Raw genomic sequence first — 18,154 nt, forward strand, 5'->3', positions numbered from 1 at the left:
TGCCCTACTTCTGGTGAACCCGCACGGAGAGAAGCCCATGGATGTCCCGCCCGATCGCAGCGCCTATGCCGGCCGCATCTCGGATGCGAACCCGATGGGTACGGATGGCTTCGAATTCGTCGAGTTCACCGGACCGGATGTTCCGTATCTGGAGGCGCTGTTCACCCGCCTCGGCTTCGCCCCAGTGGCCCGCCACCGTTCCAAGGCCGTGACGCTGTGGCGGCAGGGGGACATCAACTTCCTGATCAATGCCGAGCCGGAGAGCTTCGCCCAGGCCTTCGCCAGGCTGCACGGCCCCTCGGCCTGCGCCATGGCCTTTCGGGTGGCCGATGCGGCAGAGGCCTATCGGCGCGCCATCGCCCTCGGTGCCAAGCCTGTGACCGGCAAGATCGGCCCGATGGAGCTGAACATCCCTGCGATCGAGGGCATCGGCGGATCGCTGCTGTATTTCGTGGACCGCTACGGCGCCCGCGGCAGCATCTACGACGTCGATTTCCGCTGGATCGGCGAGCGTGACCCGCATCCGGTCGGGGCCGGGCTGACGGTGATCGATCACCTCACCCATAACGTCCACCGCGGCCGCATGGATGTGTGGTGGCAGTTCTACGCCAAGCTCTTCAACTTCAAGGAAATCCGCTACTTCGACATCGAAGGCAAGCTGACCGGCCTGAAGTCCCGGGCGCTGACCTCACCCTGTGGGCAGATCCGCATCCCGATCAACGAAAGCTCCGACGACCGCAGCCAGATCGAGGAATTCCTGCGCGCCTATCAGGGCGAAGGTATCCAGCACGTCGCCCTGGGCGCCACGGACATCCACGCCAGCGTCGAAGCCATGCGCGCGGCCGGCGTGGCCTTCCTCGACACGCCCGATACCTACTACGAGATGCTGCCGGATCGCCTGCCGGGCAGCGAGCAGGGCCTGGACCGCCTGCGCCGCAACCGCATCCTTATGGATGGCGCCCCGACTCCCGAGGGCGGAAGGCTGCTGCAGATCTTCACCGGCACCGTCATCGGGCCGATCTTCTTCGAGCTGATCCAGCGGCAGGGCGACCAGGGCTTCGGTGAGGGCAATTTCCGCGCGCTGTTCGAGAGCATCGAGCTCGACCAGATCCGGCGCGGCGTCCTCAAGCCGGCGGAGGCTTGAACACCCGCCCGCTCAGGTCACCCAACAGCCGATCCGCCCTGGCATGGCGGGCGGCACGGCGTTCCCGGGCGCGCCGCGCCGCCTCGTCAAGCACCAGTTGCTCGGCGCGTGAAGCCGCGGCGACCGCTTCCTGCGCGACTGCCAGTGCTGAATTGGTGGCCGCATGCAGGGCAGCAGCCTGGTCCAGCCGAATGCGGGCGGCGGGCAGCCAGGCGGCATAATCAGCGGCGGCCGCGCCCTCGGCTTCGGCGGCCAGTTCTTGTGTCACACGGTTCAGCGACTCGGCGGCGCGGTCCTCGGCCCGCAGCTTGCCGGCAAAGTCGCGACGCGCGCCCTCAAGCTCCAGTCTTCGTAGCAGACGCAGGGCCTTTAGCGGATCAGGCCGGGGCATCGGCAAGAGCCTCGGCAAGAGCGCTGAAAGCCTGATCGAGGGTCGAGACCTCCCCTCGCGCCTGGTGCAGCATGGCCTCGATCCGTGGCGCCAGGCGCAGCGCCACATCGGTCTCCGGGTCGGCTCCCATGCGGTAGGCGCCGAGCCGGACCAGGTCCGCAACGTCATCGCGCAGCGCCAGCAGCCGCCGGGCGCGCCGTACCAGACTCGCCTGGTCTGCGGTCAGGCAACCCGGCACCGAACGTGACAGGCTCCGCAGCACTTCAACCGCCGGAAAGCGGCCGGCCTCGGCGATCCTTCGTTCCAGCACCACATGCCCATCCACGATGCCGCGCACGGCATCCGCGATCGGCTCGTCATGGTCGTCACCCTCCACAAGAACGGTCAGCAGCGCGGTGATACTGCCAACCCCCGGCCCGCCAGGCCCGGCGCGTTCCAGCAAGGCTGGCAGTTCACGGAAGACGCTGGGCGGATAGCCGCGCGTCGCCGGCGGTTCACCCGCGGCAAGTCCGATCTCGCGGCAGGCCAGGGCGAAGCGGGTTACCGAATCCAGCAGCAGCAGCACGCGCTGGCCGGCATCCCGGAAATGCTCGGCAACGGCCAGGCTGGCATAGCCTGCCTCCCGCCGCATGGCCGCGGAGGCATCGGAGGTGGCGCAGATGACAACACTGCGCTTGAGCCCCTCCGGCCCCAGGTCATCCTCAATAAACTCCCGCAACTCGCGCCCGCGCTCCCCGATAAGCGCCAAGACGACCGTGTCGAAGGAGGCGGCCCGCGCCGTGGTGGCCAGCAGGGTGGATTTGCCGATGCCGGATGCGGCGAACAGGCCGAGCCGCTGGCCCTCGCGCATGGTGCAGAAGGCATCGATCACGCGAACACCGACACCGACGGGAGGGCCAAGCCGCTGGCGCTGGGCCGCATTCGGGGCGGCTGCGCGGGTTGGGCGTGCCCATTGGCCGCTGCGCAGCGAGCCCTTGCTATCCAGGGGGTTGCCGAGCGGGTCGATGACGCGACCGCGCCAGCCCTCGCCGATCCGCAGCCCGGCGCGGGATAGCGCCTCCACTGGCAACCCCTCGGCGATGGAAGCGGTTTCGCCGAAGATCACGGCACGCGCGGATGCGGGACCCACGCTCACCACTTCCGCGAGCGCCCCTTCAGCCTCCCCGCACCTGATGCGTAGCCTTTCGCCAATCGCCAGTTGCGGGCGGAATCCGGTGACATCGACTGTCAGCAGGTCGGCGGCGCGTACCTGACCATGTCGCAGGTGGCGTGCAGAGACGCGTATGGTCTCCGCTGCAAGGCGCCAGGGGTGGATTTTCATACTTTGTCTAAAAAACCTTTAAGATGCTATTTATAGGTTTATGTCTGAACCAAAGTGCATTTTTTCGGTGAATAAGGTCTTCACAGATCGCGCAGAGGTGGTATTCCTACACGCAGAAAGTGTGTGGAGGGCTTCCATGCGTGTCCTTTTAGTTGAAGATGATACAATTGTCGCTCGCGGCGTCACTCTTGCACTGAAGGCTGCGACGATGATCGTCGACACAGCCGACACCGGTGAGGAGGCCTTGGAGCTCGCCCGGCTCTACGATTACGACATCGTGGTGCTCGACCTGATGCTGCCGGACATGGAGGGCTATGAGGTCGTCCGCCGGCTGCGCGCCGCCCGGCTGGAAACGCCGGTCCTGATCCTGTCCGGCCTGACCAGGCCCCAGGCCAAGGTGCGCGGCTTTGGGATGGGCGCCGACGACTACATCACCAAACCGTTCGACCAGCAGGAACTGGTGGCCCGCATTCAGGCCATCGTCCGACGCGCGAAGGGCTTCAGTCAGCCCACCCTCTCGGTCGGTCCCCTCACCCTGAACCTGGGTTCGCGGGAAGTTCTGGTGGATGGCAGGGCGGTGCACCTGACTGGCAAGGAATATGCCGTGCTGGAACTGCTGACCCTGCGGAAGGGCGTGGTGCTGACCAAGGAAGCCTTCCTGAACCATCTGTATGGCGGAATGGACGAGCCTGAGGTGAAGATCATCGACGTCTTCATCTGCAAGCTTCGCAAGAAGCTCGCGAGCGCCGGTGCAGCCGAGTTGATCGGCACCGTCTGGGGTCGTGGCTATGTGCTGCGCGAACCCAATGGCGCCATCAGGCTTCCGTCCAGCCCGGATGGACGGGGCGGCCCGGCCAGCGCCGCAGCCTAATGCCGCAACCCGATCCCTCGCCCAGGCGGGCGAGGGGCCGGTCCGACCACGGTAGTTCAGGCGGCATTTATCACGCGGCCGCCTTCTGGGCGGAGACGCCATAGGCGCCGCGCTCGCCGGGGATCGGGATCAAGCGGTCCGTCAGCCCCAGCACCGTCTCCGCGCCGCCCAGATACAGCACCCCCTCCGGCGACAACCGGCGCGCCAGCGCCTCAAGCACGCGCGTCTTGGTTGGTGCGTCGAAATAGATCAGCACGTTGCGGCAGAAGATCGTGTCGAACCGACCCAGTAAAGATAGGTCGTTCAGCAAATTCCGCTCCTCGAATCGCACCATCGCGGCCAATTCGGGCGCAATCCGCCACTTCGCCCCATCCTGACGGAAATGCTTGACGAGCGAGCGAATGGGCAGCCCACGCTGGACCTCGAACTGGGTAAAGACACCCTGGCTAGCCCGCTGCAGGATCTCGGCGGAGATATCCGTAGCCAGGATCTCTACCCGGCAATCCGCCCGGCCGCCCAGCGCGTCCGCCACAAGCATCGCGATCGAGAACGGCTCCTGCCCGGTGGAGCAGGCGGCCGACCAGATTCGCAGCGGTGCGCCGGGAGAGCGGTTGGAGATCAGCCGGGGCAGGATCTTGGCGAGATGCTCAAACGGCTTGCCGTCACGGAAGAAGGACGATTCATGCGTGGTCAGCGCCTCGACCACGGCACGCTCCAGCGCCTCATCCGGTCTCTGCCGCAGCTTCTGGCCGAGCGCGGACAGCGACGCCAGTTTGAACCGCGACAGAATGGGCCCAAGACGGGTTTCCAGCAGATACGCCTTGTCGCTGGTCAGCACGATGCCTGAGCGGCGGCGAACAACGCCAGCGATCTCCGCGAACTCTTCGTTGGTCATGTCCGCTTCCCGTCTGCACCGGCCACAAGGATGCGGCTCGCGATGTCTTCGATGTTGAGAATGGCTGAGGCGATCCCTGCCTTTGCGACCGCGCCCGGCATGCCCCAGACCACCGATGTCGCCTCATCCTGCGCCAGCACCGAACCGCCGGCACTGGATACGGATCGGCATCCCGCCAGGCCATCACTGCCCATGCCGGTCAGGATCGCGACCAGAAGCTGGCCCTGGCAAGCTGCGACGAGGCTCCGGAGCATGGGATCGACGGCCGGTCGGCAGAAATTCTCGGGCGGTCCGTCGCCCAGATGCGCTACGAGCGCGCCGGCTACGTCCTTGATGATCAGATGCTTGTCCCCGGGCGCAAGGTAGAGGCGGCCGGGCACCAACTTGTCGCCCTCCTTCGCCTCGCTACAGGGCAGCGTCCCGATCCGGTTGAGGTGGTCCGCCAACAGCGTCGTGAAGCCCGCAGGCATATGCTGGACGACGATCACTGGCACCACCAAGGGTCGGACCAATCTCGCCACCAGGCTTGCCAGCGCCTGCGGCCCTCCGGTTGATGATCCGATGGCAATGGCGCGCGGCCGGACCACCGGCCCGCCAGGCCGATCCGCCGTCAACGGCCTTGCCACCGGCAATCGGGCAGTCGGGGCGGCCAGCGTGGACGGGGTCCGCCGCATGCGAGCCCAGCCCTTGATCTTGGCCACCAGCTCCGCCTGGAACTGGCCACCACTCATGCCGCCGGCGGATGCGGAAGGCTTCGGCACATAGTCCACCGCGCCGGCGCGCAGGGCTGCCATGGTGGCCGTGGCGCCGCGCTGACTCAGTGCGCTGGCGACGATGATGGCCGTGCCCGGCACCGCTTTGAGCAGCAGCGGAAGCGCGGTCATGCCATCCATGCGCGGCATTTCCAGGTCCAGCAGAACGACCTGGGGCCGATCGACCGTCGCCATCGCCGTCAACTGCGCCAACGCATCCCCGCCATCAACGGCCTTGGCGATCACCTTGATGTCCGGGTCGGTCGCCAGCATGCGAGACATGACACCGCGGGCTGCCGCACTGTCGTCACACAGAAGGACCCGGACAGGCCCAGCGGCGATCACGCGGCGGCAGCCTGCAGCAGGCCAATCTGCGCGAGCTTGCTGCCGAGGATCTCGGCGTCGAACGGCTTCATCACATATTCCTGCGCGCCGGCCTCCAGCGCCTCCATGATCTTCTCGAAGGCGATCTCGGTTGTGCACAGGATGATGACGGGCTTGTCGGAGCCGAACTCCGCACGCGCGGCCCGCAGAAAGGTCACGCCGTCCATCACCGGCATGTTCCAGTCGAGCAGCACAACCTCCGGCAGCAACTCCCGGCATGCGGTCAGCGCCTCGCTGCCATCGCCCGCCTCGCGCACCGTGAAGCCGAACCCCTCCATGAAGCGCCGCGCAGCCTTGCGCACGACACGGCTGTCATCGACCACCAGGCACTGGCGCACCGCCACCTCCGACCCGCTCATCGGCCACCGCCGATCGCCAGAACCCGTTCCACGTCGAGGACAATCAACAACTGGCCATCGCGCCGATGAACCCCTTGGGAGACCTCGCGCCAGACGGCATCGAGCGTCGGCGGATTGGCCGCGGAATCCTCCTGTCGCAGCGGCACAACCTCACCAACCTGATCGGCCAGCATGCTGTAGAGTTCGCCCGCCATCTCGACCACGATGCTCATCGGCTGGACCTCCGCGGGCCTTGGCGGCAGGCCGAGGCGCCGGCGGAGGTCGACCGCTGTCACGATCCGCCCGCGCAGATTGAGGCTTCCCGCCACCTCCGGCGGCGCCAGGGGAATGCGCGTGATCACCTGGGGGCCGAGCACGTCGCGGACCACGAGTACGGGAACCCCGCAAGCCTGTCCCGCAACCGTCAGCGTCAGGAACAGGTCGGCGTCGGTAACGGCCGATGTTGTTGTCTGAGTACGCAAGACCAGATCCTCCGCTTCAGGCCGCAACCGGCACGGCAAGGCATTCCGTGAGGCTACCGAGCAGCGCCTCGCGGTCGTACTTGCCGACATAGTCCGTGAAGCCGGCCGCACGTCCGCGCGCCACGGCCGCCGGCTCGACGCGTCCGGTCAGGGCGATCATGGGCAGGTCCTGCCACGCCCCATTGTCCCGGAGCTCGCGCGCGAAGGCGTAGCCGTCCATTTCCGGCATCTCGATGTCGGACACGATCGCGTCGAACAACTCGCCCCGCTCACGCAGCCGCAGCGCCTGGGCCGGCCCCTCGACCGCGACGACCTCGTAGCCCTCCGCCGCCAAGGCGGGCACCACCAGTTCGCGGAAGAAGGCACTGTCCTCGACGAGCAGGAGACGCCGGCTCACAACCGCCGAGGTTGCCGGGCGGAACCAGTCGCCACCCCCCTGCCCCAGCCACCAGGCGGTATCGATGACATCCGTCACCTTGCCCGCCACGACGGCGGAGCCGAGGAAGCCGGGACGGCCCTGACCCGCCTGGACGCTGAGCGCCTCATCGACCACGTCGAGGATGGCGTCCACCATGATGCCCAGGCTGCGCTCACCTTCGCTGAACACCAGCACGGTCTGCCGGGTTCGCGCTTCGTCATGCGGCGCAAAGCCACCCGACATGGACAGCAGCGGCATGAGCTGACCGCGATACTGGACCACCGGCGTGCCGCCGGAATTCTCGATCTGCTCCACCGGGATGTCGTCCAGGCGGGCGATCAAGCCCAGCGGCACAGCCTTCGGCGTATCATCGCCTGCCCGGAACAGCAGCAGCGATGTCTTCTCGTTGGTGCGCACGGCACTGGCCACCTTGCTGTCCGACGCACGCTGGCCACCGCCATCCGCGACCACGCCGGTGACGCGCGCGATGCCGTTCGGGTCTAGGATCATGATGACGCTGCCATCGCCGAGGATGGTATTGCCCGAGAACATGCCGATATGCCGCAGGATCGGCGCCACCGGCTTGACGACGATCTCCTCCGTATCGAACAGCCGGTCTACGATAATGCCGAAGACGTTCGCACCGACCTGCGTCACGACCACGAAGCCCGTATCCCCGGCGGTATCGAGCGGCTCGCTCGACTCGTCGAGCCCGAGAACGCGGCCCAGTGACACCAGCGGCAGCAGCCGATCGCGCAGCCGGAGCACCGGTGCATCCTTGATGCGCTCGACGCGGGAACCGGACCCCCCACCGACACGCACCAACTCCAGCACGCCGATCTGCGGAATGGCGAAGCGCTCGCCCGCGACTTCCACGATGAGCGCGGAGACGATGGCGAGGGTAAGCGGGATCTTGATGGTGAAGCCCGTGCCACGCCCTTCGACGGAGGTCACGTCAATGGTGCCGCCAATGCGTTCCACATTGGTCTTCACCACATCCATGCCGACGCCCCGGCCGGAGACGGCGGTGACAGCGGCGGCCGTTGAGAAGCCGGCGCGGAAGATGAAGCGCTGGATCTCGCCCTCGCTCATCCCGGCGATCTCGGCCTCGCTGGCCAGGCTCTGCGACAGCGCCTTCTGCTTGATGCGCTCGATGCTCAGACCTCGTCCGTCATCCGAGATCTCGATGAGGATGTGGCCGCCTTCATGATAGGCGTTCAGCGTGATGCGCCCGGTCTCGGACTTGCCCGCCTTGCGCCGATCCTCAGGCCCTTCAAGCCCATGGTCGCCGCTGTTCCGCACCATATGCGTCAGCGGGTCCTTGATCAGTTCCAGGACCTGGCGGTCGAGTTCCGTATCGGCGCCGCGCATCTCAAGGTCGATCTTCTTGCCGAGTTCGATCGACAGGTCGCGCACCAGGCGGGGCATTTTTGCCCAGGCGTTGCCGATGGGCTGCATGCGGGTCTTCATCACCCCGTCCTGCAGATCGGATGTGATGTGCGAGAGCCGCTGCAGCGGCACGCTGTAGGCACCGTCACTGCGGGCTCGGGAGAGCTGCATGAGCTGGTTTCGCGTCAGCACCAGCTCGCTGACCAGCATCATGAGGTCCTCGAGCACATCCACGGAAACGCGGATGCTCTGCGGCGGGGCGCGGCCACCGCTCGCATGTTCCTCTGGCGCCGGCTCCGTCGCCGCTTTTGGGGCGACGCTGCGAAGGGAGTGGCTTGCAGGGGCCTCGAGCGCAGGCAGTTCCTGTAAGGGCGGCGCGGGGACGTCGGATGCAGGCGCCTGGGCGGCCGGCGTCGGCTCCGCGGCGAACGCTGCCTCCCGTTCCGCCTCGGAAAACATGCCATCCCCGCCGGCCGCGGCATCGAGCTGCGAGATCAGCTCGCCATCATCGCCCGCAGGCTCCGCGCCGCCGGTTTCCAGCTTGCCAACAATTTCCTTGATACGGTCCAGCGCGCGCAGGACCAGGCTTATGCCGGCTGGCGTCACGGCCAGTACGCCATCGCGATACATGCCGAGGATATTCTCGGCTGCATGCGCGACGCGTTCGAGCCGTGACAGCCCAAGAAAGCCGCAGGTCCCTTTGATGGTGTGAACCAGTCGGAAGATCTCCGACAGGGTAGGTTTGTCGTCGGGTGCCTTCTCCAGCCTCAACAACGCAACGTCGAGTGCAACGAGGCCCTCATGCGTCTCGGTCAGGAAGTCGGCGAGCAAGTCGTCCATTCGGGGCTCCGGCGCCTTGTCTTCCCCGGAGCCTGACCGATCAGGCCGAAAATTCCGTTAACATGCCGGAAGATCAGGCCGAAACCCTGCTTTCAGTTGCGTGTCGAGAGTGTCAGCAGCAGTGGCGCCGCCCCACCGCTGCCGCCCATCATCAGGTCCAGGCGAATACCTGAGGATGCGGCAACGGCCAGTAGCAGCGGGACAGATACACTGCGTGGATTCAGTGGCACCGCCTCACCGGCCAAGCCTGCGGCGAGTCCTGCCGGCCAGACGGCGCCGGGGCCGTCCGGCCAGATCGAAAGCCCCCCTTCGGTATCCCCACCAAGTCGGATGGTGCCACCGCGCGGCAGCGCATCCACCGCCGTCCAGCACGCCAGCAACATGACCTGTGTCAGATGAGCCGGGAATACCGCATTGGATTCGAGATCGGCCAGGTCGATGCCGGCGCGCCGGCCGAGTGTCAGTCCCTCCGCCATCTGGGCGATTTCCTCCACCCGGCAGTCGCCGCAGCCCGCGCCCACCGCCGCGCGATAAAAGCGAATGCGCCGATCCATGATGCGTGCCGCATCGCGTGCGACATCCATCGCGTCGTCGCCCGGACCGTCCAGCAGGTCGAGCGCTCCCGCCAGGGCACCGGCAGGACCTCCAAGGTCATGGCATAGTCTGGTGCAGACGGCCTGGGCCAACGCGATCTTGTCAGGCAGCATTCATACCTCCGCAGCGCATCAGCCAGCCACGACGGCCAGCCCTCAGGGGTCAAGCTTCTGGCTTACCCAAGTCAGGTTGCCAGATCAGCAACAAGAAGTGGCAAATCAATGTTGCGGCCTCGCGATAGGCTAGCGGGAGGCCGTCCAACGGCGTTACCCTCCCGACGTGATTTCGGAACTCTCCCCGGGCATGCGTGTCCGCCATCCCGACTGCCCGCAATGGGGGGTTGGCCAAGTGCAATCTGTTGTCGGAGATCGGGTGACCGTCAACTTCGAGCATCTTGGCAAGGTCATGATTCGTACCGACTATGTCGCCCTAATCCCAGTGGATCCCGTTAAGCCTTGAGCAGTATACCCCTGGAATTTTTTGGTCTGCTAGGCGACTGGCGGATCTATGTTGCCATCGCGGTGACGGCCCTTGCGGGTATCATGCGCGGCTATTCCGGCTTCGGCACCGCAGTATTGCTCGCACCGGCCTATTCGGTTCTTTGGGGTCCACGAATCGGCGTGCCGGTGATGCTGCTGATGGAGCTCGTCGTTTCGATGCAGCTCCTGCCTAAGGCCATCGGAGAGGCCAATCGCAGGGTCATTCTGCCTATCGGCGCGGCAGCCTGTCTTGCGACGCCGCTGGGCGCCTTCATCCTCATCACGGCGGACCAGGATCTGCTGCGCCGCTTCATCGGCGGCTTCGTGTTGGTCTTCGGCCTGCTGCTGATGTCGGGCTGGCGCTACCACGGCTCCAGGCCGCTCCCGCTCAACCTCGCCGTGGGCAGCCTGGCTGGGCTGCTGAAGGGGGCGACAGGTATCAGTGGCCCGCCCGTGATCCTCTACCTTCTGGCCGGGCCGGAAGCGGTGAAACAGCATCGCGCCAACCTGATCCTGTTTTTCGGCACCATCGCCGTCATCTCCGTCATCCCGCCGGCGCTTGGCGGGCTTATCGTCTGGTCTACATTGGCGAAGCTACTGATATTACTGCCTATTTTAACTATATGTGTTCCCGTTGGCGCCCGCCTGTTCCACGTACTTCCTGAGCGTTGGTACCGGCGTGCTGCCCTCTTCTTCCTAGTCTCGACGGGAGTCATCGCGCTGCTTGCATGATCGACGGGGGCGTCAGCACTTGCGCCGTGGCAGGGTGACGGACCAAATGTAGCAGGTATGAACGCTTCAAGGCCGTCTTCCCCCGGGAGGTCCACAGAATGATCGATCCATTTGGCCGGAAGGTGAGCTACCTCCGCGTATCGGTCACGGACCGGTGCGACCTTCGGTGCGTCTACTGCATGGCCGAGGACATGACCTTTCTGCCGAAGGCCGAGGTGCTTTCGCTCGAAGAGCTCGACCGACTTTGTGGCGCATTCATCAAGCTGGGCGTCGACCGGATCCGACTGACCGGGGGCGAGCCGCTGGTCCGCAAGAATGTCATCAGTCTGTTCCGCAGCTTGGGCGCGCGTCTCGGCGCCGGCGGGTTGCGGGAGTTGACGACCACGACCAATGGGACGCAGCTGGTCCGTATGGCCGGCGACCTGCACGCTGCCGGGGTGCGGCGGATCAATGTCAGCCTTGATACGCTCGATCCTGGAACCTTTGCGGCCGTCACCCGCTGGGGGAAGCTGGAGCCGACGCTCGACGGTATCTTTGCCGCCAAGGCCGCCGGACTTGCGGTCAAGATCAACGCGGTCGCGATGAAGGGTGTGAATGAGGATCAGTTCGACCGAATGATCGCCTGGTGCGGCGAACATGGCTTCGACCTATGCCTGATCGAGACCATGCCGCTCGGCGAAATTACCGGCGACCGCAATGACCAGTACCTGCCGCTTTCCGGTGTGCGGAGCCGCCTGCGGCAGAACTGGACGCTGGACGAGACGGACTACACGACCGGCGGTCCCGCCCGGTATTACACAGTTCGGGAGACGGGACGGCGCATCGGCTTCATCACGCCGCTGACCCATAATTTCTGCGAATCCTGCAATCGCGTCAGGCTGACCTGCACCGGGACGCTTTTCATGTGCCTCGGCCAGGATGATGCAGCTGACCTTCGCCGGCCGCTCCGCGATCCTGCGCTGGATGGGAATGGGCTGGAGACAGCTATACTTGAGGCCATTTCGCGTAAGCCGAAGGGCCATGACTTCGTGATCGAGCGGGGCCGCAGCGAACCCGCAGTCACCCGCCATATGAGCGTGACGGGCGGCTGATGCTCCAGGATCTTGTCGCGGCCCTGACCATTCCTGGTCTGCCAGATTGGTCGGGCCTTGTGGTTCTGGTGCTCTTGGGACTGGTCGGCCTCGCCTATCTCCTGATGCCGTTCAGCGTCTTCGGACTAAAGGGGCGACTTGAGGCCGTCGAGGCGCAGTTGGATGAGATCCAGGCCGAGATCCGCAGTCTGGCCCAGCGGATGCCGGAGCCATCCCGGCGGCGCACGCCGGTCGAGGATGACTGGGCCGAGCCGACGCCCGCCTTACGCCAGGGGCCGGAAGGAACGATACCACGGCTTCGCCAGCCAGTCGTTCCACCAGCCACCTGGCCGGAACGTGGCACCGGGCGATCCGAGCCGCGGTTGGAGTGGCCGCGCCCGCCAAGGTGATGCTTGAGCCTCGCTTGCCGGCAGGCCCGAGGCAGGCTTGATGAAGGATCGCTACCAGGAGCGCGCCTAATGAATCACGAAATCTCCCGGCTGCGCGGCAGGTCGGCACCGCGCGTTGGGCGTGCATGATGGAATGCAGGACGCCCTGGTCCGGTGCGGCGGGCATGACTGAGACGCTCCAAGCGCTGGGCGGCAAGGGGCTGGCTGGGCGGATCGCCATTCTTGCTGCCCCGACGGATCTTGCGGCCGAAGCGATGGCCCGGCTGGTCGCCCAATACGGCAATGCGACGCTGGACGACGCCCGTGTGGTCGTAGCACTTGGCGGCGATGGCCTGATGCTGGAAACCCAGCACCGCCTGCTGGGCCGCAACCTTCCCGTCTACGGCATGAATTGCGGCAGCGTCGGCTTTCTGATGAATGATTTCGGGGAGACCGGCCTTCCCGAACGCCTCGCCCTGGCCCAGGCCGCGACGCTGCATCCGCTGCGGATGCGCGCCCACATAGGCCTCGGAGACCCGGTTGAGGCGCTGGCCATCAATGAGGTGTCGCTGCTGCGGGAAACGCGACAGGCGGCCAAGATCCGCATCCTCGTCGACGGCAAGAAGCGGCTGGATGAACTGATCTGTGACGGGGTCCTGGTCGCAACGCCGGCCGGTAGCACCGCCTACAACCTGTCCGCGCATGGCCCAATCGTACCGCTGGGCGCGAACCTGTTGCCACTGACCCCGATCTCCGCTTTCCGCCCCCGCCGTTGGCGCGGCGCCTTGCTGCCCGCCGAAGCGCGCGTCGTGTTCGAGGTGCTGGAGCATGACAAGCGCCCGGTGGCCGCGGTTGCGGACTACACGGAGGTGCGTGACGTCCGGCGCGTGGAAGTTTGGGAAGATCGCGCGGTGGCATTGACCATGCTTTTCGATCCGGATCACGGCTTGTCGGAGCGCATCATCGCCGAGCAGTTTACCGTCTGATCCTTCGTCTGCGAGGGGCCGGCAGGTTGACGCCAGCCTGCGCTTCTGCTATCCGCCCGGCACATCCTGGCGCAGGTCATGGCCAGGTTGGCGTTGAATCCGTGGCGGTCGTCGGCCGCCACGCTGCCAGGCCGGATCATGAAAACCTCGACGACCGCGCCCCTTCCTGCCGATCCCTCCACCCCGGCCGAGGCCGGTGGCCCGTTGGTGCTGGCCCTGCCGAAAGGCAGAATCCTGTCCGAGTTGGGCCCGCTTCTGGCGCGCGCCGGTATCGCACCGGCAGCCGATTATCTTGACGAAGACAGCCGGCGGCTGCGCTTTGAGACCAACCATCCCGGCCTCGACGTCGTGCGGGTGCGGCCCTTCGATGTCGCCACCTTCGTCGCCCATGGCGCTGCGCAGATCGGTGTCTGCGGCGCGGATGTGCTGATGGAGTTCGACTATGACCAGATCTATGCACCGCTGGATCTGGGGATTGGGCGATGCAGGGTCTCCGTAGCCGGGCCGGTGAATGCGGCATCGGCCGAGGACATTGCAGCCTGGTCGCGCGTGACCGTCGCAACCAAATACCCCACGATCGCCCATCGTCACTTCGCAACCCGTGGCGTGCAGGCCGAGATCGTGCATTTGAATGGCGCAATGGAACTCGCGCCCTCATTGGGGTTGTCGCGGGTGATCGTGGATCTGGTGCAGACCGGCTCGACGCTCCGCGCAAATGGCCTGGTGGAGACGGAGGTGATCGCGCAGGTCACCTCCCGGCTCATTGTGAACCGGACGGCACTGAAGACGAGGCCGGAGGCGATCGGCGCCTGGATCGCACGCTTCCGCGCCGCCATGGCGGAGCTTCACGCGCGATGATCTGGCTCGAGACCTCCGATCCCGGCTTCGAGACGGGCTTCCAGGCACTGCTGGAGGATGGGCGGGACACGACCACCCGCGTGGACGCGGCCGTTTCCGGCATTATCACCGCCGTCCGTCAGGATGGCGACGCCGCGCTGATCGAGCTGACGCGCCGCTTCGACCGCTGGAGCCCAGCCACCGCCGATACGCTGCGCGTGACGGAAGCCGAACTGGACGAAGCGGCGGCTATCGTGCCTGCCGACCAGATGGCGGCCCTCCAGGTTGCCGCGCGGCGGATCGAGGCGTTCCACAGGGCACAGCTGCCCACCGACATCGCCATGACGGATGCGGACGGCGTACAGACCGGCCTGCGCTGGGGACCGATCGATGCCGTCGGTATCTATGTGCCAGGCGGCAAGGCTGCCTATCCCTCCTCCGTACTCATGAATGCCCTGCCGGCGCGCGTCGCGGGGGTGCCGCGGATTGCCATGTGCGTGCCGACGCCAGATGGCGTGCTGAACCCCTTGGTGCTGGCCGCGGCGAAACTGGCGGGAGTCAGCGAGGTCTGGCGCCTCGGTGGGGCGCAGGCCGTTGCGGCCATGGCCTGGGGCACGCCTTCCATCGCTCCGGTGGACCGCATCGTCGGGCCGGGCAACGCTTATGTGGCGGAGGCAAAGCGCCAGGTCTTTGGCCGCGTCGGAATCGACAGCATCGCCGGCCCGTCGGAAGTCGTGATCCTGGCAGATGCCGCGAACAACCCGCGTCATGTGGCGCTGGACCTGCTGGCCCAGGCCGAGCACGACGAAGCGGCACAATCCATCCTGATCACCGACAACGCCGAATTTGGCCGTAGCGTCGCGGCCGCTCTCCAGGACGAGCTGACCCGCCTGCCACGCGCGGCCATCGCCGGCACCTCCTGGGAACGGCATGGTGCGATTGTCATCGTCCAGGATTGGGATCAGGCGGTCGAGTTGACCAACCGGCTTGCGCCAGAACACCTGCAGATCATGACCGCCAATCCCCGCGAACTGCTCGCTTGCATCCGCCATGCCGGCGCGGCTTTCCTGGGGCGGTTCTGCCCGGAGGCGGTGGGGGATTACGTCGCCGGCCCGAACCATGTGCTGCCCACAGGGCGCACCGCGCGGTTCGCGTCCGGCCTCTCGGTCTTCGATTTTCTCAAGCGGACCACCTGGGTTGAGACGGATGCAGCGGCCCTCGCGGCCATCGGCCCGGCGGCGGTCACGCTCGCCAGGGCCGAAGGTCTGGGCGCGCATGCGCTGAGCGTGGCGGCTCGATTGGAACTTAACGACCGGCGTCCTTGACCGCGAGCCTTAGCGCGCTCATGTTCCGCGCCACTTTGCGCCAAGGCGCGGAACCCCTCAAATCGTGCCTTGCCGGCCTTGGCCGCGCGGGCCCTGATGACCCCGATGAAGGATCTGCATGTCGAAAGAGGACATGATCGAGTTCAGCGGCACCGTGGCGGAGCTGCTGCCCAACGCGATGTTTCGCGTCAAGCTCGACAACGACCACATGGTGCTGGCCCACACCAGCGGCAAAATGCGGAAGAATCGCATCCGTGTCCTGGCGGGTGACCGGGTGAATGTGGAGATGACGCCTTACGACCTCACCAAGGGGCGTATCACCTTCCGCTTCAAGTAGACCGCGGACATGCCGGGCTCGCCAGGCACGGCTCCCTCGCGCCCGATGCTCGTGCTCGCCTCCAGCAGCCCGCGTCGCCTGGATCTGCTCGCGCGGATCGGCGTGATACCGGACCGGATGCAGCCGACGGAGGTCGATGAAACGCCTCTCAAGACCGAACAGCCGCGCGCCCTGGCCATCCGGCTTGCGGCCGACAAAGCCATGGCCGGCGCGGCCCTGATGCCGGACTCGCTGGTCCTCGCGGCTGACACGGTGGTCGCCCTGGGGCGGCGCATCCTGGGAAAACCAGCCGATGAGGCGGAGGCGGCCCGATTCCTGGGCCTGCTGTCCGGCCGCAGGCACCGGGTCATGACAGCCGTTTGTCTCGCCCAACCAGGCGGCCCTCGGACTGCCCGCCTGGTCACCACCATCCTCGCCTTCCAAAGGCTGACCCAGGCCCAGATCGAGGACCATGTCGCCTCAGGCGAGTGGCGCGGGGTGGCAGGTGGCTATCAGATTCAGAAGCGCGCCGAGATGTATGTGCGCTTCCTGTCAGGCAGCCATTCCAACGTCGTAGGCCTGCCACTGTTTGAGACCACCCAGTTGTTGCGCGGGGCGGGTTGGCTTCGTCCATGACCGGCGACGCGGAAATCCGCGTCAGCGTCTCACCTGGCGAGGTCAGGGTGGCCGGTCTCCGGCATGGCAAGCTCGAAGCGGCAAGCATCGAGCGGGTCGCACGGCCCGATGGTGTCGGTGACATGCACCGGGCACGCGTGACGGCAATCCTGCCAGCCATGAGCGGCGCCTTCCTGATCCTGGGCGACGACCGGATGGGCTTCCTGCCGGAGAGCGAATTGCCGCCACCGCGCCGCGCCATATCCAAGGCGCTGCATGAGGGTCAGATGCTGGCGGTGCGGATATCCCGCGCGGCCCAGGGTGGTAAGGGTCCGAGGGTGACAGCCCGCTTGACGGCGGACGAGCAAGCCCTGGCGGACGCCGCCGCGGATCGCCCGCCCGGCCTGCTTCGTCGCGGCCCCGATGCGGCGCTGCGGCTAGCCAGACTTTGGCCGGACGCTCTGATCACCACCGATGGTCCCGAATGGGCCGCGCGCGTTCGCAGCGCATTGGGCGCCGGGCGCGTGAGCCTGTGTCTTGCGGGCGCCTTTAATGCTGAACTGGAGTCGGACTTCGATAGTCTGGCGAGCCCGCGTGTCGTGCTGGACGGCGGTGCGAGCCTGCTGATTCACCCAACGCCGGCGCTGACGGCCATAGATGTGGACTCTGGCAGCCTGGCTGGCTCGAGAGACGCGACAGCCCACGCCTCGCTCAACCAGGCGGCGACGGCGGCGGTGGCCCGGCAGATCAGGCTCCGCAATCTGGCGGGCGCCATTCTCGTGGATTTCGCGGGTCTACCGATCCGCAAGCGCGAAGCCTTGGTGGCACCGCTGGCAGCGGCGCTTGCATCCGACCCGCTTGGCGCAAAGCTGCTTGGCATGACCCAGCTTGGCCTGATGGAAATCGTGCGTCCCCGCATACACCCGCCGCTGCACGAGATACTGGGGCTGCCACCTTCGCCTCTGACCCTGGGGCTGGCTGCGATGCGCCAGGCGCTGCGGGAGGTCGCGGCCCTTCAGGGCGCGGCAATCGCCCTGGTCGCGGCGCCTGAGGTCATCCGGGAGATCGAGGCGTCGCCTGAAGCCGTGGATGCCTATCGCAACCAGGCGGGCCGCCCCCTGCTCCTTCGGCCGGATGCCTGCCTGCGACCGGGTCAGGAGCAGATCATGAGGGTCGAGGCATGACACAACCGCAGGTTCCGCCCCGGCGCGCCCGCCGCTGCCCGATCTGCAGCCGCCCTCTGCCCGGCCCCGCCAGCCGCTTCTGCTCGGACCGCTGCGCTAGCGTCGATCTCGGGCGCTGGCTGCGCGGGGACTACGCCATTCCCGTCCACGAAGATCCCGATCCGGTAGATGAATCCTGAACCCCCACTGGGTGGACAGGGCGCCGACCTTCCGCTATCACGCGCGCCTCTACCGCGGCGGACCGCAAGGACCGACCTGCTTGGGCCCAGGTAGCTCAGTTGGTAGAGCATGCGACTGAAAATCGCAGTGTCGGTGGTTCGATTCCACTCCTGGGCACCATTTCACTCCTAACCCGGCAGTACCAAGGCCCGGGATGCAACCGTCCGCGCGGGAATGAGCCTC

The 18,154-nt window shown here is 66.4% G+C and carries 21 protein-coding genes and 1 tRNA gene; 14 read left to right on the plus strand and 8 right to left on the minus strand.

Annotated features, from left to right (window positions below; translation table 11 throughout):
- The first annotated feature begins 37 nt into the window (after window positions 1–37).
- The gene (gene hppD, locus ACFHNC_RS08205) at window positions 38–1,144 is read left to right on the plus strand and encodes a 4-hydroxyphenylpyruvate dioxygenase (RefSeq protein WP_437168738.1); all 1,107 of its coding nucleotides are present in this window, start codon (window positions 38–40) and stop codon (window positions 1,142–1,144) included.
- On the opposite strand, the gene ACFHNC_RS08210 is transcribed toward hppD, so the two are convergent.
- Together ACFHNC_RS08210 and ACFHNC_RS08215 are read right to left on the minus strand one after the other, a co-directional pair.
- Window positions 1,125–1,535 carry a hypothetical protein gene (locus ACFHNC_RS08210; protein ID WP_437168739.1) on the minus strand — a complete coding sequence of 137 codons (411 nt, stop codon included), beginning with the start codon at window positions 1,533–1,535 and terminating at the stop codon, window positions 1,125–1,127. The two genes, hppD and ACFHNC_RS08210, sit on opposite strands and share 20 nt — an antisense overlap.
- Window positions 1,522–2,856 (minus strand): FliI/YscN family ATPase, encoded by a 1,335-nt coding sequence (locus tag ACFHNC_RS08215; protein WP_437168740.1) that lies wholly within the window; start codon window positions 2,854–2,856, stop codon window positions 1,522–1,524. The genes ACFHNC_RS08210 and ACFHNC_RS08215 overlap by 14 nt, the downstream gene beginning before the upstream one ends.
- Before the next feature lie 136 nt (window positions 2,857–2,992).
- Between ACFHNC_RS08215 and ctrA the strand changes: the two genes are divergently transcribed.
- The gene (gene ctrA / locus ACFHNC_RS08220; protein WP_437168741.1) at window positions 2,993–3,727 is read left to right on the plus strand and encodes a response regulator transcription factor CtrA; all 735 of its coding nucleotides are present in this window, start codon (window positions 2,993–2,995) and stop codon (window positions 3,725–3,727) included.
- A 70-nt stretch (window positions 3,728–3,797) separates the two neighbouring features.
- Here the strand turns inward: ctrA and ACFHNC_RS08225 are convergent, their stop codons facing one another.
- From ACFHNC_RS08225 to ACFHNC_RS08250, 6 genes are all read right to left on the minus strand, one after another.
- On the minus strand, window positions 3,798–4,622 hold the full coding sequence (locus tag ACFHNC_RS08225) for a CheR family methyltransferase (protein ID WP_437168742.1): 825 nt from the start codon (window positions 4,620–4,622) through the stop codon (window positions 3,798–3,800).
- The gene (locus ACFHNC_RS08230; RefSeq protein ID WP_437168743.1) at window positions 4,619–5,719 is read right to left on the minus strand and encodes a protein-glutamate methylesterase/protein-glutamine glutaminase; all 1,101 of its coding nucleotides are present in this window, start codon (window positions 5,717–5,719) and stop codon (window positions 4,619–4,621) included. The genes ACFHNC_RS08225 and ACFHNC_RS08230 overlap by 4 nt, the downstream gene beginning before the upstream one ends.
- Window positions 5,716–6,117 (minus strand): response regulator, encoded by a 402-nt coding sequence (locus ACFHNC_RS08235; RefSeq protein ID WP_437168744.1) that lies wholly within the window; start codon window positions 6,115–6,117, stop codon window positions 5,716–5,718. Before ACFHNC_RS08235 ends, ACFHNC_RS08230 begins: the two co-directional genes overlap by 4 nt.
- A complete protein-coding gene (locus tag ACFHNC_RS08240) occupies window positions 6,114–6,578 on the minus strand; it encodes a chemotaxis protein CheW (RefSeq protein ID WP_437168745.1) in 465 nt (154 codons plus the stop codon). Before ACFHNC_RS08240 ends, ACFHNC_RS08235 begins: the two co-directional genes overlap by 4 nt.
- A 16-nt stretch (window positions 6,579–6,594) precedes the next feature.
- Window positions 6,595–9,225 (minus strand): hybrid sensor histidine kinase/response regulator, encoded by a 2,631-nt coding sequence (locus tag ACFHNC_RS08245; protein WP_437168746.1) that lies wholly within the window; start codon window positions 9,223–9,225, stop codon window positions 6,595–6,597.
- Between the two features lie 92 nt (window positions 9,226–9,317).
- The gene (locus ACFHNC_RS08250) at window positions 9,318–9,932 is read right to left on the minus strand and encodes a histidine phosphotransferase family protein (RefSeq protein WP_437168747.1); all 615 of its coding nucleotides are present in this window, start codon (window positions 9,930–9,932) and stop codon (window positions 9,318–9,320) included.
- 190 nt (window positions 9,933–10,122) lie between these two features.
- Here ACFHNC_RS08250 and ACFHNC_RS08255 point away from each other — a divergent pair, with 190 nt between their 5' ends.
- The 12 genes from ACFHNC_RS08255 to ACFHNC_RS08310 all read left to right on the plus strand — a co-directional run bounded on the left by ACFHNC_RS08255 (window position 10,123) and on the right by ACFHNC_RS08310 (window position 18,091).
- Entirely contained in the window at window positions 10,123–10,278 is a 156-nt protein-coding gene (locus ACFHNC_RS08255; protein ID WP_437168748.1) for a DUF3553 domain-containing protein, read from the plus strand.
- Window positions 10,275–11,030 (plus strand): sulfite exporter TauE/SafE family protein, encoded by a 756-nt coding sequence (locus ACFHNC_RS08260; RefSeq protein ID WP_437168749.1) that lies wholly within the window; start codon window positions 10,275–10,277, stop codon window positions 11,028–11,030. Before ACFHNC_RS08255 ends, ACFHNC_RS08260 begins: the two co-directional genes overlap by 4 nt.
- A 98-nt stretch (window positions 11,031–11,128) precedes the next feature.
- Complete coding sequence (gene moaA / locus ACFHNC_RS08265; RefSeq protein WP_437168750.1) at window positions 11,129–12,121, plus strand: GTP 3',8-cyclase MoaA; 993 nt, start codon at window positions 11,129–11,131, stop codon at window positions 12,119–12,121.
- The gene (locus tag ACFHNC_RS08270) at window positions 12,121–12,510 is read left to right on the plus strand and encodes a hypothetical protein (RefSeq protein WP_437168751.1); all 390 of its coding nucleotides are present in this window, start codon (window positions 12,121–12,123) and stop codon (window positions 12,508–12,510) included. Before moaA ends, ACFHNC_RS08270 begins: the two co-directional genes overlap by 1 nt.
- A 164-nt stretch (window positions 12,511–12,674) precedes the next feature.
- On the plus strand, window positions 12,675–13,475 hold the full coding sequence (locus ACFHNC_RS08275) for an NAD kinase (RefSeq protein ID WP_437168752.1): 801 nt from the start codon (window positions 12,675–12,677) through the stop codon (window positions 13,473–13,475).
- A gap of 138 nt (window positions 13,476–13,613) precedes the next feature.
- Entirely contained in the window at window positions 13,614–14,333 is a 720-nt protein-coding gene (gene hisG / locus ACFHNC_RS08280) for an ATP phosphoribosyltransferase (RefSeq protein WP_437168937.1), read from the plus strand.
- Window positions 14,330–15,637 (plus strand): histidinol dehydrogenase, encoded by a 1,308-nt coding sequence (hisD, locus tag ACFHNC_RS08285; RefSeq protein ID WP_437168753.1) that lies wholly within the window; start codon window positions 14,330–14,332, stop codon window positions 15,635–15,637. The genes hisG and hisD overlap by 4 nt, the downstream gene beginning before the upstream one ends.
- A 118-nt stretch (window positions 15,638–15,755) precedes the next feature.
- Window positions 15,756–15,974 carry a translation initiation factor IF-1 gene (infA, locus tag ACFHNC_RS08290; protein ID WP_216872644.1) on the plus strand — a complete coding sequence of 73 codons (219 nt, stop codon included), beginning with the start codon at window positions 15,756–15,758 and terminating at the stop codon, window positions 15,972–15,974.
- 45 nt (window positions 15,975–16,019) lie between these two features.
- Complete coding sequence (locus ACFHNC_RS08295) at window positions 16,020–16,589, plus strand: Maf family protein (protein WP_437168754.1); 570 nt, start codon at window positions 16,020–16,022, stop codon at window positions 16,587–16,589.
- Window positions 16,586–17,752 carry a ribonuclease E/G gene (locus ACFHNC_RS08300; protein ID WP_437168755.1) on the plus strand — a complete coding sequence of 389 codons (1,167 nt, stop codon included), beginning with the start codon at window positions 16,586–16,588 and terminating at the stop codon, window positions 17,750–17,752. The genes ACFHNC_RS08295 and ACFHNC_RS08300 overlap by 4 nt, the downstream gene beginning before the upstream one ends.
- A complete protein-coding gene (locus ACFHNC_RS08305; RefSeq protein WP_437168756.1) occupies window positions 17,749–17,931 on the plus strand; it encodes a DNA gyrase inhibitor YacG in 183 nt (60 codons plus the stop codon). Before ACFHNC_RS08300 ends, ACFHNC_RS08305 begins: the two co-directional genes overlap by 4 nt.
- An 84-nt stretch (window positions 17,932–18,015) precedes the next feature.
- Window positions 18,016–18,091, plus strand: a tRNA-Phe gene (locus ACFHNC_RS08310).
- Window positions 18,092–18,154: the final 63 nt, after the last annotated feature.

This window comes from Falsiroseomonas sp. E2-1-a4 (genome assembly GCF_051433165.1).
GTDB lineage: Bacteria > Pseudomonadota > Alphaproteobacteria > Acetobacterales > Acetobacteraceae > Falsiroseomonas.

Excerpts from the sequence above, each read along its gene's own strand:
- hisD (WP_437168753.1), top strand. The coding sequence starts at position 14,330 with ATGATCTGGCTCGAGACCTCCGATCCCGGCTTCGAGACGGGCTTCCAG.
- ACFHNC_RS08255 (WP_437168748.1), top strand. The coding sequence starts at position 10,123 with ATGCGTGTCCGCCATCCCGACTGCCCGCAATGGGGGGTTGGCCAAGTG.
- ACFHNC_RS08295 (WP_437168754.1), top strand. The coding sequence starts at position 16,020 with ATGCTCGTGCTCGCCTCCAGCAGCCCGCGTCGCCTGGATCTGCTCGCG.
- ACFHNC_RS08215 (WP_437168740.1), bottom strand. The coding sequence starts at position 2,856 with ATGAAAATCCACCCCTGGCGCCTTGCAGCGGAGACCATACGCGTCTCT.
- ACFHNC_RS08270 (WP_437168751.1), top strand. The coding sequence starts at position 12,121 with ATGCTCCAGGATCTTGTCGCGGCCCTGACCATTCCTGGTCTGCCAGAT.
- ACFHNC_RS08245 (WP_437168746.1), bottom strand. The coding sequence starts at position 9,225 with ATGGACGACTTGCTCGCCGACTTCCTGACCGAGACGCATGAGGGCCTC.
- moaA (WP_437168750.1), top strand. The coding sequence starts at position 11,129 with ATGATCGATCCATTTGGCCGGAAGGTGAGCTACCTCCGCGTATCGGTC.
- infA (WP_216872644.1), top strand. The coding sequence starts at position 15,756 with ATGTCGAAAGAGGACATGATCGAGTTCAGCGGCACCGTGGCGGAGCTG.
- ACFHNC_RS08275 (WP_437168752.1), top strand. The coding sequence starts at position 12,675 with ATGACTGAGACGCTCCAAGCGCTGGGCGGCAAGGGGCTGGCTGGGCGG.
- ACFHNC_RS08210 (WP_437168739.1), bottom strand. The coding sequence starts at position 1,535 with ATGCCCCGGCCTGATCCGCTAAAGGCCCTGCGTCTGCTACGAAGACTG.
- ACFHNC_RS08300 (WP_437168755.1), top strand. The coding sequence starts at position 16,586 with ATGACCGGCGACGCGGAAATCCGCGTCAGCGTCTCACCTGGCGAGGTC.
- ACFHNC_RS08250 (WP_437168747.1), bottom strand. The coding sequence starts at position 9,932 with ATGCTGCCTGACAAGATCGCGTTGGCCCAGGCCGTCTGCACCAGACTA.
- hppD (WP_437168738.1), top strand. The coding sequence starts at position 38 with ATGGATGTCCCGCCCGATCGCAGCGCCTATGCCGGCCGCATCTCGGAT.
- hisG (WP_437168937.1), top strand. The coding sequence starts at position 13,614 with ATGAAAACCTCGACGACCGCGCCCCTTCCTGCCGATCCCTCCACCCCG.
- ACFHNC_RS08235 (WP_437168744.1), bottom strand. The coding sequence starts at position 6,117 with ATGAGCGGGTCGGAGGTGGCGGTGCGCCAGTGCCTGGTGGTCGATGAC.
- ACFHNC_RS08225 (WP_437168742.1), bottom strand. The coding sequence starts at position 4,622 with ATGACCAACGAAGAGTTCGCGGAGATCGCTGGCGTTGTTCGCCGCCGC.
- ACFHNC_RS08305 (WP_437168756.1), top strand. The coding sequence starts at position 17,749 with ATGACACAACCGCAGGTTCCGCCCCGGCGCGCCCGCCGCTGCCCGATC.
- ctrA (WP_437168741.1), top strand. The coding sequence starts at position 2,993 with ATGCGTGTCCTTTTAGTTGAAGATGATACAATTGTCGCTCGCGGCGTC.